The 13,311-nt window shown below is 63.0% G+C and carries 16 protein-coding genes and 1 tRNA gene; 1 reads left to right on the top strand and 16 read right to left on the bottom strand.

The annotated features are described in order from the left end of the window. Nucleotides 1-15: 15 nt before the first annotated feature. Nucleotides 16-738, top strand: coding sequence for a hypothetical protein (locus tag HDE78_RS03350; protein WP_179477066.1), 723 nt, complete (start codon nt 16-18; stop codon nt 736-738). 416 nt (nt 739-1,154) lie between these two features. Here HDE78_RS03350 and HDE78_RS03345 read toward each other — a convergent pair whose 3' ends face one another. The 16 genes from HDE78_RS03345 to HDE78_RS03270 form a co-directional block, all read right to left on the bottom strand. Next, complete coding sequence (locus HDE78_RS03345) at nt 1,155-1,919, bottom strand: site-specific integrase (RefSeq protein ID WP_179477065.1); 765 nt, start codon at nt 1,917-1,919, stop codon at nt 1,155-1,157. Between the two features lie 23 nt (nt 1,920-1,942). Further along, entirely contained in the window at nt 1,943-2,383 is a 441-nt protein-coding gene (locus HDE78_RS03340; protein WP_218861941.1) for an Arm DNA-binding domain-containing protein, read from the bottom strand. A gap of 186 nt (nt 2,384-2,569) precedes the next feature. Further along, a tRNA-Leu gene (locus HDE78_RS03335) sits at nt 2,570-2,655 on the bottom strand. Nucleotides 2,656-2,680: 25 nt separating this feature from the next. Beyond that, complete coding sequence (locus HDE78_RS03330) at nt 2,681-3,262, bottom strand: cysteine dioxygenase family protein (protein ID WP_179477064.1); 582 nt, start codon at nt 3,260-3,262, stop codon at nt 2,681-2,683. A gap of 84 nt (nt 3,263-3,346) precedes the next feature. Next, nucleotides 3,347-4,585, bottom strand: coding sequence for an alpha/beta fold hydrolase (locus HDE78_RS03325; protein ID WP_179477063.1), 1,239 nt, complete (start codon nt 4,583-4,585; stop codon nt 3,347-3,349). Next, the gene (locus HDE78_RS03320) at nt 4,585-5,646 is read right to left on the bottom strand and encodes a hypothetical protein (RefSeq protein WP_179477062.1); all 1,062 of its coding nucleotides are present in this window, start codon (nt 5,644-5,646) and stop codon (nt 4,585-4,587) included. The genes HDE78_RS03325 and HDE78_RS03320 overlap by 1 nt, the downstream gene beginning before the upstream one ends. After that, nucleotides 5,643-6,101: a cytochrome c-type biogenesis protein gene (locus HDE78_RS03315; protein ID WP_179477061.1), complete on the bottom strand. Its 459-nt coding sequence runs from the start codon at nt 6,099-6,101 to the stop codon at nt 5,643-5,645. Before HDE78_RS03315 ends, HDE78_RS03320 begins: the two co-directional genes overlap by 4 nt. Next, nucleotides 6,101-6,643 (bottom strand): DsbE family thiol:disulfide interchange protein, encoded by a 543-nt coding sequence (locus HDE78_RS03310; protein ID WP_179477060.1) that lies wholly within the window; start codon nt 6,641-6,643, stop codon nt 6,101-6,103. The genes HDE78_RS03315 and HDE78_RS03310 overlap by 1 nt, the downstream gene beginning before the upstream one ends. After that, nucleotides 6,640-8,622, bottom strand: coding sequence for a heme lyase CcmF/NrfE family subunit (locus HDE78_RS03305; protein ID WP_179477059.1), 1,983 nt, complete (start codon nt 8,620-8,622; stop codon nt 6,640-6,642). The genes HDE78_RS03310 and HDE78_RS03305 overlap by 4 nt, the downstream gene beginning before the upstream one ends. Next, on the bottom strand, nt 8,619-9,086 hold the full coding sequence (gene ccmE / locus HDE78_RS03300) for a cytochrome c maturation protein CcmE (RefSeq protein ID WP_179477058.1): 468 nt from the start codon (nt 9,084-9,086) through the stop codon (nt 8,619-8,621). Before ccmE ends, HDE78_RS03305 begins: the two co-directional genes overlap by 4 nt. A 34-nt stretch (nt 9,087-9,120) precedes the next feature. Continuing rightward, the gene (ccmD, locus tag HDE78_RS03295) at nt 9,121-9,318 is read right to left on the bottom strand and encodes a heme exporter protein CcmD (RefSeq protein ID WP_179477137.1); all 198 of its coding nucleotides are present in this window, start codon (nt 9,316-9,318) and stop codon (nt 9,121-9,123) included. 11 nt (nt 9,319-9,329) lie between these two features. After that, nucleotides 9,330-10,088 carry a heme ABC transporter permease gene (locus HDE78_RS03290; protein ID WP_179477057.1) on the bottom strand — a complete coding sequence of 253 codons (759 nt, stop codon included), beginning with the start codon at nt 10,086-10,088 and terminating at the stop codon, nt 9,330-9,332. 4 nt (nt 10,089-10,092) lie between these two features. Continuing rightward, entirely contained in the window at nt 10,093-10,779 is a 687-nt protein-coding gene (gene ccmB / locus HDE78_RS03285) for a heme exporter protein CcmB (RefSeq protein ID WP_179477056.1), read from the bottom strand. 10 nt (nt 10,780-10,789) lie between these two features. Next, on the bottom strand, nt 10,790-11,437 hold the full coding sequence (ccmA, locus tag HDE78_RS03280; protein ID WP_179477055.1) for a cytochrome c biogenesis heme-transporting ATPase CcmA: 648 nt from the start codon (nt 11,435-11,437) through the stop codon (nt 10,790-10,792). A gap of 49 nt (nt 11,438-11,486) precedes the next feature. Next, nucleotides 11,487-11,897, bottom strand: coding sequence for a DUF3293 domain-containing protein (locus tag HDE78_RS03275; protein WP_179477054.1), 411 nt, complete (start codon nt 11,895-11,897; stop codon nt 11,487-11,489). After that, nucleotides 11,890-13,293 (bottom strand): NAD(P)/FAD-dependent oxidoreductase, encoded by a 1,404-nt coding sequence (locus HDE78_RS03270; RefSeq protein ID WP_179477053.1) that lies wholly within the window; start codon nt 13,291-13,293, stop codon nt 11,890-11,892. The genes HDE78_RS03275 and HDE78_RS03270 overlap by 8 nt, the downstream gene beginning before the upstream one ends. Between the last annotated feature and the right edge of the window lie 18 nt (nt 13,294-13,311).

Below are 13,311 nucleotides of genomic sequence, written 5' to 3'. Positions count from 1 at the left end.
GGGATGGAAACAGATATGAGGCGGATTGTTCTACTGATTGTTTTTACGGTGGGGAGCTTGGGACTGCAGAGCTTGAAAGCGGCGCCATTAGCTCAGGGGATGTCAGAGACGGAAAAAAAAATAAATGAGAATACTAGATTTGCCAATGAGGAAGCAGTTTTTAAATATCTCAAACCCATCCTCAAATCCACGAATAGCGCGGCCCGCATCTACTATCTTGGATCATGTGAAAAGGAAGGCGACTACTACACGGTTTCTTTTCCGCGTGTTCGCGTGCAATCGCCGCTTGGGAACGACACGGGACTTGCGGCGATCCGAGACGTTTTTCGGAATGACGCGAATGTCAAAGTTTCGAAAGGAACGGACGGGATTGTCCGCATTGTGATAGGGCAATTGCCTGCCAAAGTTGCCAATGTTCTTGATACAAGAATTTCTGTAGTTACCTTCGACCAAGATCAGCAGTACACCGAAAAACAGGCACTAACGCGTATTCAGAGCAGCAAAGAAGTAAGAGACGCTAGGCGAGTACTGGGGATTCAGCCAGACGGCATTCCTCTCTACATGTCAGCGGTAAAGCAACCTGTCGAAGGCGCGCCTCATCTCCCCGCTTCAATGGTCAATCTGACTTGGGATCAAGCACTCGATTACGTAGCGAAAATTTTTGGGGGAGTTGTTCTTTACGGGATATGCCCTAATAAATACCTTTACACAATTGACTACGTGCCAATCAGATCATGAGTAGAAGGGGTTTTCGCAAAATTTCTTTCTGAGGAAATTGAGCTTTGTCCGAGGGCAACGCTATCAACGCTCGCAAGGAAGGCGGCCTATCTCTCGATAAAATGGTATGCCTTAAAAACGGTGTATCTTTTCCCGAAGAATCCGAAAAGGCTCAAACGGAAGATGCAGTCTTTGATGGTGTTCTCCATCCTCGATAATGCATGAACGGCGCACCGAAAGAGGCCGGTGGTAGCTCTAGCGGTGCTGAGTTAGGAGAGTGGTGCATCGGAGACAGCCGACCGGGCGGCGAAAACAACAGATCAGGGCAGACGGGCAGCAAGCAGCGTGGCGAGGTCGCGACGCTGCTAATTCTCGGAATCCCGAGAATTAAATACCGGGAAGCCGGTACTAAATCCTGGGATTCCAGGATTTAGAACTCACGCGCTGCGCCACAGTGTGACCAAGTTGCTGCGGGCGCGTATACCATCTAAATAGTCCGCCCACGCCTGCATCATGCGGGTGCGTTCTTCCAGAAATTGTGCGGCATGGGTGTGCGCGGCTCGCACCTTGTTGGACTCTGCATGCGCCAGTTGTTGCTCGATGGCATCAGCGTTCCAGCCCATCTCATTCAATCGCGACGCGGGCATGCTGCGGAAGCCGTGGCCGGTCATTTCATCCTTGCCATAGCCAAGACGGCGCCGGGCCGCATTAATGGTGTTCTCACTCATGGGGCGGCTAGCAGTGCGAACGCTGGGGAACACATAAAGACCTCTGCTGGTCAGCGGGAACAGCTCACGCAACACGGCCACTGCCTGCGTGGATAGAGGCACGATGTGCGGGGCCTTCATCTTCATTCGTTCACCGGGGATGCGCCAGATAGCGCTATCCAAATCAAACTCCCGCCATTCCGTCTTGCGTAGCTCTCCGGGCCGCACAAAGACCAACGGGGCTAGCTTGAGCGCGCAGCAGGTGGAGAGCTGGCCTGTGAACGTATCGAAGGAGCGGAGCAGTTCGCCAATCTGCGCCGGCTCTGTCAGAGCAGCGCGGTGCGTGGGGGTCGGTGTCGTGAACAGGCCGCGCAGACTCCCGGTGATGTCGGTGTGCGTCTTTCCCTCCAGCACGGCCCATCGAAACACTTGGCCTGCGGTGATCTTCACCCGGCTGGCTGTCTCGTGTTTGCCGTCGTCTTTCGCCCTTTTCAAAACGTCCCGAAGCTCCAGCGGGGTTATCGCTGTGATGGGCCGCTGGCCGATGTGTGGGAATAGGTAGGACTCCAGCCGCCAGCCATCCTTATTCGCAGTGGTCTCTGCTGTCTCCCCCCTTGGCCGCGCGCCACGCCATCCACTCCCGCGCGATCTTCTCGAACGTGTCGGCGCAGGCGGTGGCCTCGGCGCTTAGCCTCCTTAGCCTCCTTCCGGATCGCGCTGGGATCGATACCGTTAGCCAGCAGCTTCCGGGCGTCCTCCCGACGCTGGCGGGCATCGGCAAGGGTCACGAGGGGATACACACCAAGCGCGAGCGTCTTCTGCTTGCCGCCGTGCCTGTAATTCATCCGCCAGTACTTACCGCCGTCCGGCTTCAGCAACAAGTACATGCCGCCCCCATCGGTCAGTTTAAGCGGGGAGGCCACGGGCTTGGCTTTGCGTATCGCGGTATCGGTCAGCATTGTCGGTACCTGTAAGTTCTTGCGACGGCATCCTGGCCGGATACCAACACAAATACCAACAGGTACCGTCAGATTCCCTACAATCTCTTGAGACCGCCCTAGACCCTTCAGACATGAAAAAGCCCGCTGTTATGCGGGCTTAGGGATGTTTCATGGGTCTCGCTGGTACTGCTTGAAACCCTGATCTGGTACCGGTGATAGGACTCGAACCTACACGACATCGCTGCCAGCGGATTTTGAGTCCGCCGCGTCTACCATTCCGCCACACCGGCAGATCAGCGTTGCATTATGCCGGGATCAGTGGACTTGGTCGAGCCCCAGCTGGCGTTCGTCGCGGTGGTACCAGCCGTCGTCGGGCAACGGCTGAAACACGGCGCAGCGCGTCATGCGGCCGGAGTAGATGTGCAGGCTCACCGCAATGTCGGCGTCGCTGGGATTGCGAATGGTGTGGTATTCGTGCGGCGGAATCAGGCTGCCGGCCGAACCCGGGCCGGCCTGGATCGAGCCGACCGGACGGAAGTGATAACGCGCTTCCTCGTTTTCCATGCGCTCGTACTGCACCACTTCGAGTGCGCCGTTCCACACGCCTTCGACGCACCACATGCCGTCGTGATCGTGGATCAGGGTGCCCTGGCCGGGACCCCACGTCATCGCCACCACGCAGTAGCCGTGGTCTTCGCTGCAGTAGAGTTCGCGTCGCGCGTAGTGCCCTTCGTTGGCCTCGAACACGCAGGCCGGAAGCTTGACCTCGTTGCTGCGGATCAGCTTGCACAGGCCGTTGCGCAGGCTGTCGGTAATGGCCGGCGTGGAATCCTTGCTCATCGCCTCATCAATGGTATCGATCAGCGTGCGGCTACCGGGGAAGTCGAGGGTGAGCATGGCGGGCTCCGTAAATCGGGTGATACGCAAGACGTAGCGTTGTTCCAATTATAAGTGATGAAGTCGTCAAAGGCCTGATCGACGTCAATATTCTGCATGGCCTTTGTGCGCGGCTTCAGCATGCGACGAGATTCGACTCAGAAATCCGCCGATCGCCCTGCTGTAGTTTTCGATATCGACCAGAAACGCATCGTGGCCCTGCGGCGAGTTCAGCGCCACAAATTCCACGTCGGCGCCGGCCGCCTCAAGACCTTCGGCGATCTGCTCCTGCTGCTGCAGCGGGAACAGGATGTCGGTGCTGACGCCGATCACCATCGCACGCTCGATCTGGATGCGCTTGAGCCCTTCGTGCACGCTGCCGTGGCCGTATTCGGCCATGTCGAACCAGTCGCTGGCGCGCGAGAGATAAAGATAACTGTTGGGGTCGAAAGTGCGCACGAAGCGCTGCGCATGGCCTTCGAGGTACGACTCGACCTGGAATTCGCGGCCGAAGGGATCGTCGTCGCGCTGTTCGGGGTCGAGCCGGATGCGCGCGAAGCGGCCGTTCCATTCCATCGCGGACCGATAGGTGATCACGCCAAGCTTGCGCGCGATGCTCATGCCGATGTCGGGATAGGTGCCGCCTTCCGCCACGTGAATATCGGCCGCTCCTGCGCATCCTGCGCCGGCTTTTTGGGTGCCCCCTTTTGGGGCGCTCGCGGCACTCATCCTTCCCTGGATATCGTAGTTGCCTTCCTTCCAGTTCGGATCGAGGCGGATCGCCTCGCGCTGCAGCGAGCGTATGGCTATCGCGAACGGCTGCGCTTGGGGGGCGGTGTCGACGCTGATATGGCTTCTGGCGCTGCCGGGATGCAGCAGCATGTACGCCAGTGCGCTCATGCCGCCCATCGAGCAGCCGATCAGGCAGGCCAGCTGCGCGATGCCGAGGCTGCTGACGGCGGCATGCGCCGCGTTGGCCACGTCTTCCAGCGAGAGGTCGGGAAACCTCAATCGATAGGCTTCGCCGGTGGCGGGATCGATCGATGCGGGGCAGGTGGAGCCCTTGTCGCTACCGAGCGAGTTCACGCAGATGACGAACCAGCGCGAGGTGTCGATGGCCTTGCCGTCGCCCAGCATCGCCTCCCACCAGCCGGGTGAATCGTCGTGGGCATTGGAGGCGGCGTGCGCGCTTGGCGACAGGCCGGTGAGAATCAGCACGGCGTTGTCGCGCGCTGCGTTGAGCGTCCCCCAGGTTTCAAAGGCGACGTGGGCGCCGTGCAGCTCGCCGCCGCGCTTCATGGCGAACGGCGAAGGCAGTGCGAAGTACTGGCGGGCGTCGCCCATCAGTGCACCTTGTCGATGGTGATATGTATCGGCCCCGTGGCATCGACCGCGACCACGCCGGCATCGCCTTCGAGATCGCCGGGATGGGCGAGTGCCTGACCGCTGTGGCTGATGCGCGCCCCGACAAAAACCTTGGATACCGACGAAAGCGAACGCTCCGGCGTCATCGCCATCGCGTCGGTCAGCGTGACGCTGACCGGCAGCGTGTCGGCATCCATCCGTGTAACGGCCAGCGGCATCGGCGGCCCATTGGGCGCGCGCGCGTAGATGAAGAGCGTGTCGCCACGGCCGACGCGCGCGCTCAGCGCCGGCGCTAGCTGGACTTTGACCCGCAACGCCGGACCGTGGGGCTTGTCAGTACTTGTCACTTGTGCGGCGGCATTCGGCGCCTGGGCCGACATGTCGCCACTGCGCGCATCGGCGGCTTTGATCTGATCGGCAACGGCGTTGGCCACCGCGCTGCCCGGCTGCAGCAGGGGCTGCAGTTGGCGCCAGGTGGCAGCGGCGTCGGCGAACTGGTTTTGTTGGAACTGGCCGATGCCCAGCAGCCACAGGCCGCGCTGATTGTCCGGCTGCTTGTCGACCGCCTGTTTCAGCAGCTGGCGCGCCCGCTCGTCGATCATGTGCGTCGGTTGCAGCATCGCATCGGCTTCGGCCCAGCCGACCATCGCGTCCGTATTTCCCGCATCGAGCTTCAGCACATGGTCGTAGGCGTCGCGACTGGCGGACGGCTGATGCATGGCCGTAGTGGTTTGCGCCAGCAGCAGCCAGCCTTGCAGATCGTCCGGCTGCTGCGCCAGATGCGCACGCAGATCGGCCAGCGCCTGGTCGATATTTATCGCCGGCGGCTGCTTGGCGACGCCATCGAGCGTGGCCGGTGTGCCGATTTTCAGGTACAGGCCGAGCGTGATCAGCGGTACCGCGACGATCACCAGCAAAGCCACCACAAACACGCTGCGCGGGCGCCCTTGCTGGCGGCCGCGGCGAAGCAGGGGTACCACCACCACGCCGATGGCGACGAGAACCATCAGCACAACGGTAACGACAAAAGCCAGTTTCACCAGTCGTCCCCTTCATCGAGCGCGGTATGGGTTGCCGTGGAAGTGGTCGGCGTCAGCGCGCGGCTGCGTTTGCGAATGGTGGCGATCACGGCGGCGGCACCGACCAGCAGAATCAGCAGCGGCCCGAACCACAGCAGCCAGGTATTGCGCGCGACCGGCGGGTCGTACAGCACGAACTCCGAATAGCGATCGACCAGGTACTGCTTGATCTGCGCATCGGTCTGGCCATGCTGCATCAGCTGGAAAATCTGGTTGCGCAGATCGCGCGCGATCGGGGCGTTGGAGTCGGCCAGCGTTTCGTTCTGGCACATCGGGCAGCGCAGCTGCGCAGTGAGATGCTGATAGCGCACTTCCTCGGCGTGATCCTTGAACGGCAGCGGTTCGATCGCCTGGGCGAGGGCGGCACCAGCGCACAGCAGCAGCGTCGCCAGAAGTAGGGGGCGTAGCGCACGCATCAGCGCGGCTCCTGCGGCAGCGCGGCGATCGCCGGCTTCAGCTCATTGTCCAGCACCTCAGGCGTGATCGGGCCGATATGCTTGTAGCGGATTACACCATGCGCATCGACCAGAAAACTCTCCGGCGCCGCGTAAACGCCGAAGTCGATCGCGGTCTGGCCGCTGGTGTCGGCCATCAGCAGCGAGTACGGATTGCCGTGCGTGGCCAGCCATGCCTTCGCATCGTCCGGCGCGTCCTTGTAGTTGTAGCCGACCAGTGCCACGCCCAGCGTCGGCGCCGCCGCCTGCAGCACCGGATGCTCGACGCCGCATTCGATACACCAGCTGGCGAACACGTTGAGCAGGTAGGGCTTGCCCAGCAGTGATTCCCGCGTCGCGGTCTGCGTCGGCTCGTACAGCAGCGGCAGCTTGAAATCGGGCGCCGGCTTGTTGATCAGCGGTGAGGGGATGGCGGTCTGGTCGTGCCCGGTATTCCACCAGATGCCGAAACCCAGCAGGCCAGCCAGCAGCAGAAAGCCGATAAAAGGAATCAGGCGACTCATGTGCGGTTTTCCGCCAGCACCGAGGCGTGCATCGGCTCGGCTACGTCGACGATGGCAGTACGTCGCACGCGGAAGCGCCGATCGCAGGCGCTGACGAAGCCGCCCAGCATCATCATCAGGCCGCCGAACCACAGCCAGCGGATGAACGGCTTGTAGTACAGGCGCAGCGCCCAGGCGCCGTCGATATGCTGTTTGTCCATCGGCTCGCCCAGCGCGACGTAAAGATCGCGGGTAACGCCGGGATCGATCGCCGATTCGGTCTGGATCTGCTCGCGCGTATAGGTGCGCTTCTGCGGCTGCATCACGGCTACAGGTTTGCCATTGCGGGTGACAGTGACCGTGCCCTGGTCGGCGCGCCAGTTCGGCCCCTGCGTTTCGCGCACGCCGTCAAAGCGGAAGTCATAGCCGCCGATCGTTTTGGTTTCGCCCGGCGCCATGCGCACGTCGCTGGTCGCGCTGAGCGATTCGGACAGCAGCACGCCGATCAGGAAAATCGCCACGCCCGCATGGGCGAACAGCATGCCGGCCATTTCAGCGGGATAACGCCGGCCGCGCGGCATCTCGCGCCAGCGCTTGACGATGTAAAGCAGTACGCCGACCGCAACCCACGCTGCCGCAGCGACGCCGGCGATCGCCTTGAGTTTGCCGTCGACAAAAAACGCCGCCACGATGGCGCAAGCCATAGCGGCAAGCAGCGCGCGCAGCATCACCCGTTTCAGAATCTGCGGTTCGCCTTTGCCCCAGCGCAGGTACGGACCGAACGGCAACAGCAGCACGATAGGCAGCATCAGCAGCGGAAACAGCAGGCCGAAGTAGGGCGGTCCTACCGAGATCTTGCCCAGGTTCAGCGCGTCGCCGATCAGCGGAAACAGCGTGCCCAGCAGCACCATGGCCGCCGCCACGGTAAACATGAGATTACCGACCAGGATCGCGCTTTCGCGCGACACCACGGCGAAGGGTTTGCCGCCGGCGACCTTGGGCGCGCGCAGCGCATACAGCAGCAGCGAGCCACCGACGACGAAGATCAGAAAGCACAGGATGAACAGGCCGCGGCGCGGATCGGACGCAAACGAATGCACCGAAGTCAGCACGCCCGAACGCACCAGAAACGTTCCCAGCAGCGACAGCGAAAACGCGAAGATCGATAGCAGGATGGTCCACGCACGCAGCGAGCCGCGCTTCTCGGTCACCGCCTGGGCGTGAATCAGTGCGGTGCCGACGAGCCATGGCATAAAGCTGGCGTTTTCCACCGGATCCCAGAACCACCAGCCGCCCCAGCCCAGTTCCGCATACGCCCACCAGCTGCCGGCAACGATGCCGCAGGTGAGAAACGCCCAGGCGATATTCGTCCACGGCCGCGCCCAGCGCACCCAGGCCTGTTCCAGCTCGCCACCCAGCAGCGCGGCGATGGAGAACGCGAAGGCGACCGAGAAACCCACATAGCCCATGTAAATCACGGGCGGATGAAATGTCATGCCCGGATCCTGCAGCACCGGATTCAGATCGCCGCCGTCGGGCGGCATCGGGATCAGCCGTCCAAACGGATCGGAGGTGAACAGGATAAAGGCGAGAAACCCGACCGAGATGATGCCGAGCACGCCGAGCACGCGCGCCGCAAAGGCCTCCGGCAGCTGACGGCTGAAGAACGCCAGCGCCAGCGTCCACACATTGAGGATGAAGATCCACAGCAGCATCGAACCCTCGTGCGCACCCCACACCGCGGTGATGCGGTAATACCAGGGCAGCGCCAGGTTGGAATTGTCGGCGACGTACTGCACCGAAAAATCGAAATGCAGAAACGCCCAGACCAGCAGCACAAACGCCATCACCACGAAAAAGCCCTGGCCGAAGGCGGCCGGACGCGCGACTGCCATCATCGCGCCGTTGTTTTTCCAGGCGCCGACGATCGGCAGAATGCTCTGCGCCAGCGCCAGCAGCAGCGCGAGGATCAGCGCGATCTGGCCCAGTTCCGGCGTCATGGTGAGCCGCCCGCGTCACTGCCTTCCTGCATCGGTTTGTCCTTGTGCGCCTTCGCCATGGCGTCTTTCAGCTCTTTCGGCATATAGGTTTCGTCGTGCTTGGCCAGCACTTCGGTCGCCACGAAGTGAGCGTTGTCCATGTGCCCGGTCGCAATCACCGACTGGTTGTCGCGGAAGAGGTCGGGCAGGATGCCGGTGTATTCCACCGGCATGGCGCCGTCGGCGTCGACCACGGTGAAGGTGGCTAGCAGCGAGGTCTTGCTGCGCTGAATCGAGCCGGCCTTGACCATGCCGCCGAGGCGGAACGTTTTATGGTTCGATGCGGCGCCGGACTGAACCTGGCTCGGGGTAAACAGGTAATTCATATTTTGCTGCAGGGCGAACACGCCCAGACCGACCGCGACGGTGGCTGCGGCAACGACGAGTAAAACCACGATAAGTCGGCGTTTGCGTGTGGGGTTCATGAAAACTCTTACAGCGTTCGTTGACGGGCCAGCATCACGCCGGTTCCGTCGGAGTGGGTGCCTGACGCGACTGACGTGCGGCCTTGCGTCCCAGCCGCGCGCGCAGTTCGCGCAGCAGCCGGCGGCGGCGCAGAAGCGGTGCGAAAAAGTCGGCTAACAGCACGATGAAAAACACCGCGTACGCCGGCCACAGATAGCCGGCGTAGCCGCCCATGGCGAAAAAATGCTGCAGCGAACCGCCATTCACTGGAGCGTGCTCCCGGTGGCAATGGTGCGCACCCAGTCCTTGCCGCTTTCCAGGTCGAGCAGGTCGGTGCGCACGCGGCCAAACAGGCTGGCGAGGTAATAGAATTTCGTCGCTAGCATCATCGTCAGCAGCGGCCACAGCATGCCCGGCGCGATGGTCGACGGGCCGAGCAGGCGGATCGTCGAACCCTGATGCAAGGTATTCCACCAGTTCACCGAGAAATGCACGATCGGCACGTTGATAATGCCGATCAGCGCGAGAAACGCCGCGGCGCGTGCGCCCTGCCGGCGATCCTCGAACGCGTGATACAGCCCGATCACGCCCAGATACAGAAACAGCAGCACCAGCTCCGACGTCAGCCGCGCATCCCAGGTCCACCACGTGCCCCACATCGGCTTGCCCCAGAGCGAGCCGGTGACCAGGGTGATGAAGGTAAAGGCCGCGCCGATCGGTGCCGATGTCATCGCTACCACTTCGGCCAGCTTGATCCGCCAGACTAGGGCGAGAAAGGCGGCAAAGCCCATCACGCCGTAGATGAACAGGCTCATCCAGGCGCTGGGAACGTGGATGAAGATGATCCGATACGCATCGCCCTGCTGGTAATCCGCCGGTGCCAGCACCAGGCCACCGTAAAGCGCGATCGCGCCGGTCAGTAACGCCAGCGCAAGCAGCCACGGCCGCAGTGCGCCCGCGAAGCGGTAGAACGTCGGCGGCGAACTCAGTTTATGCAGCCACAGTGGAATCCACTTGGACATCGTTTCAAGCGTCCAGAGCAATACGAAGAGCGGCCGCACAGGCGAGCGGCGCCAGCACCAGCAACAGCACCAGTGCCGCGCCCAGCCAGGCGATGGGTGCCAGCCATGGCAACCCTTGCTGGGATGCCGCCACGGCACCCGCGGCGAAGATCACGACCGGTACGCACAGCGGCAGCAACATAAGGGCCAGCAGCATACCAGACCGCCGCGTGCCGGCCGTCAGCGCGACCAGAATCGCGCCGAGCAGGCTCAGCATCGGCGTCGACAGCAGCAAGGCCAGCATCAGCACCGGCATCACCGACGTGGGCAGGTGCAGCATGCCGGCGAGCAGCGGCGAAATAACGATGAGCGGCAGCGCCGTCGTCAGCCAATGGGCAAGAATCTTCATCGCCAGCATGAGTGCCAGCGGCTGCGGCGCCAGCACCAGCTGTTCCAGCGAACCGTCCTCGATATCGCTGGAAAACATCGTGTCCAGCGCCAGCAGCATTGCCAGCAGGATGGTGACCAGCACGACGCCGCCGGCGATTCGTTCCAGCAGCGTGTCTTCCGGCCCCAGTGCAAACGGAAATAGCATCGTAACGATCAGCGCATACAGCACCGGCATCGCGATATCGCCGCGTCGGCGCCAGGCCAGCGTGAGGTCGCGCCGCAGCATGGCCGCGCAGGCGGTGGTCAGTCCCGGCCGGCTCATGTCCGGGTGCTCACGCGTGCATCCGGATGCGCTGCGGTTCGCCGCCGTGAAAACTCACCGTGCCGTGGCTGGTGACCAGCGCCGCGCCGTCGCGCGCGAGGTGCTCTTCCAGCAGCCGATTGACCAGCGCGATGCCGGTGCGATCGAGGTTGGCGTAGGGTTCATCCAGCAGCCACAGCTTCGCGGGAAGCAGCACCAGTCGCGCCAGAGCAGCGCGCTTTTTCTGGCCGGCGGAGAGCCGTCGTACCGGCTCGTCCTCGTAGCCGCTCAGGCCAACCTCGGCGAGCGCCGCGGAAAGGGTTGTCTGCGCCCGGTAGCCATGCAGGCCCACCGCCACCTGCAGATTTTCCGACGGGCTGAGGTCGGCCTTCAGCCCAAGCTGGTGGCCGAGAAAAAGCACCTCGCCCAGGCAGTGCTCGCGCTGCAGCGGCTGGCCACGCCAGTAGAGCTCGCCTTCATCGACGTGCAGCAAGCCGGCGAGGATACGCATCAGCGTGGTTTTGCCGCTGCCGTTATCGCCTTCGATCAGGCCGAGTTCGCCCGCGCGCAGCCGGAAATTCAACGAGGCGAATACCGGTTCGTCCTGCCGATAAAAGCCCAGCGCCCGCGTTTCGAGCAGGATCACGTGGTCGGGTACGGCAGTAAGGGCGGCGCTCATCCGCTCGATTGTGCGCAATGCGCGAGGCGCTTGTCCATGCGGTGCGCTGTCAGTTCGACAGGATGCGCAAACGGGCCGGTTCCGCACCCGTACCGTGAACATAGGCGTGCTGGCGGTAGCGGCGACCCAGTACGTCGAGGCTCGGTTGATCCGCTCCGATCACGAACAGGCTTGGCTCGTGCCAGCCGCCGCGGCCGATCCCGATGGCGGCAAACATCGATGCGTCAGGGATGATTTGAAGATCGGCGCGTAGCGCGCGCTGGGCGGCGAGGTTGTCCGCCAGCGCGCGCGCTTCGGAGAGCGGATTCCATGCCGTGATAAATCCCCACGCGCTGACGTCCACCATCCGTCGCAACGACGCAGGCAGAGCCTGGTCGACCCTGATGCACGCCCATTCGACGGTATCCAGGCACACCAGATATTCGGTGTCGCGGTAGGCTTGCAGCAACGTTTCATCCATGGCGCAGCGGCGGCAGCGGCGGCAGTCTGGCTTTCAGCAGGGCGACCGCCGCGTCGAGGTCGACGCTGGCGACATCGTTGGATTCGTGCAACAGGTCATCCAGCAGCGCGTCCTGCGCGCGCCCGCGTTCGAGCGCATAGGCGTAGGGCAGGTGGGTGAAGGTGACCATGCGATAGCGGGCCATGTAGTGCCCGGGCGCGCGCTCGGCCAGCAGCACGCCGAGTTCGCGCTTGGCCAGGTAGTGCGCATCGGCGACCGAGTCGCGCATCTCGACGTAATTTTCCAGCGCCATGGTGGCAATGGCGTTGGCATCGGGCTGGCGGATGCGCTGGAATTCGGCGAACACGTCGGCGCTGTCGTTCGGTGCTTCGGCCAGCAGATCGGTCAGCACCACGGTGTCCTCGAAACCGCAGTTCATGCCCTGGCCGTGAAACGGCACGATGGCATGGGCTGCGTCGCCGATCAGCAGGGCGCGGCCGTCGAGGTGCCAGCGATCCAGATAAAGCGTCGACAGCGTGCCGACCGGGTGGCCGTCGTAGTCTTCGACAAATTGGGGGATCAGCGGCAGCAGGCCGGGGAAATCTTCGCGGAAAAAGGCCGCGGCGGTGGCCGCGTCTGGCAATCCGGCAAAGCTGGGCGAGCTGCCGTCGTTGGGCAGGAACAGCGTCACGGTGAAGCTGCCTTCGGTATTCGGCAGCGCAATGCACATATAGCCCCCGCGCGGCCAGATATGCAGCGCATGCGGCTCGATCGCAAACTGACCGTAGGCGCCGCTGCCGCGTACGAGAGAGGCGGGCAGTTCGTCGACTGGCGGAATCTCCAGCTCCTTGTAGCCGTGCCCCAGCGATTCCACGCGTTCGCCCAGCGGCGCGTAGGCGTTCATCGCGGCGCGCACGCCCGAGCCGGCGCCATCGGCGCCGATCAGCATGCCGAACGGCACGCGGCGAGTGGTTCCGGCCGCATCGGTAACCAGCATCTGCTGCCGATCGAAGTCGATACCGTGCGGCGACTGGCCGAAATGAATGCGCGCGCCGGCGGCTTCGGCCGCATCCAGCAGCAGAGTGTTCAAGGTGCCGCGCGATACCGACCAGATCACTTCGCTGTCGTCGACGCCGTAGCGCTGCAAGCTGGTGCTGCCGTCGCGGCCGTGCACCATGCGCCCACGCATCATCACCGCATGACGCAATACATCGTCGGCAAGCCCCGCTGTGCGCAGCGCCTGCAGGCCGCGTTCTGCCAGGGCCAGGTTGATCGAGCGACCGCCGGAAAAACCGATAAGGCGCGGATCGGGATATTTCTCGTACACCTCGACCGCAAAGCCGCGCTGGGCGAGCTGCTGCGCCAGCAGCGCGCCGACCAGGCCGCCGCCAATGAGGGTGATGGGTTGCTTCGCCATGCGGCTTCCAGAGAGAGT

The sequence above is a fragment of the Rhodanobacter sp. K2T2 genome, from assembly GCF_013408815.1.
Lineage (GTDB): Bacteria > Pseudomonadota > Gammaproteobacteria > Xanthomonadales > Rhodanobacteraceae > Rhodanobacter.
This window is presented reverse-complemented; position numbering and strand designations above follow the sequence as displayed.

Coding starts and splice junctions, on each gene's coding strand:
- HDE78_RS03310 (WP_179477060.1), bottom strand. CDS start 6,643: ATGAGTCGCCTGATTCCTTTTATCGGCTTTCTGCTGCTGGCTGGCCTG.
- HDE78_RS03290 (WP_179477057.1), bottom strand. CDS start 10,088: ATGTCCAAGTGGATTCCACTGTGGCTGCATAAACTGAGTTCGCCGCCG.
- HDE78_RS03330 (WP_179477064.1), bottom strand. CDS start 3,262: ATGCTCACCCTCGACTTCCCCGGTAGCCGCACGCTGATCGATACCATT.
- HDE78_RS03315 (WP_179477061.1), bottom strand. CDS start 6,101: ATGCGTGCGCTACGCCCCCTACTTCTGGCGACGCTGCTGCTGTGCGCT.
- ccmB (WP_179477056.1), bottom strand. CDS start 10,779: ATGAGCCGGCCGGGACTGACCACCGCCTGCGCGGCCATGCTGCGGCGC.
- HDE78_RS03325 (WP_179477063.1), bottom strand. CDS start 4,585: ATGGGCGACGCCCGCCAGTACTTCGCACTGCCTTCGCCGTTCGCCATG.
- HDE78_RS03275 (WP_179477054.1), bottom strand. CDS start 11,897: ATGGATGAAACGTTGCTGCAAGCCTACCGCGACACCGAATATCTGGTG.
- HDE78_RS03350 (WP_179477066.1), top strand. CDS start 16: ATGAGGCGGATTGTTCTACTGATTGTTTTTACGGTGGGGAGCTTGGGA.
- HDE78_RS03305 (WP_179477059.1), bottom strand. CDS start 8,622: ATGACGCCGGAACTGGGCCAGATCGCGCTGATCCTCGCGCTGCTGCTG.
- ccmA (WP_179477055.1), bottom strand. CDS start 11,437: ATGAGCGCCGCCCTTACTGCCGTACCCGACCACGTGATCCTGCTCGAA.
- HDE78_RS03270 (WP_179477053.1), bottom strand. CDS start 13,293: ATGGCGAAGCAACCCATCACCCTCATTGGCGGCGGCCTGGTCGGCGCG.
- HDE78_RS03340 (WP_218861941.1), bottom strand. CDS start 2,383: ATGCTGACCGATACCGCGATACGCAAAGCCAAGCCCGTGGCCTCCCCG.
- ccmE (WP_179477058.1), bottom strand. CDS start 9,086: ATGAACCCCACACGCAAACGCCGACTTATCGTGGTTTTACTCGTCGTT.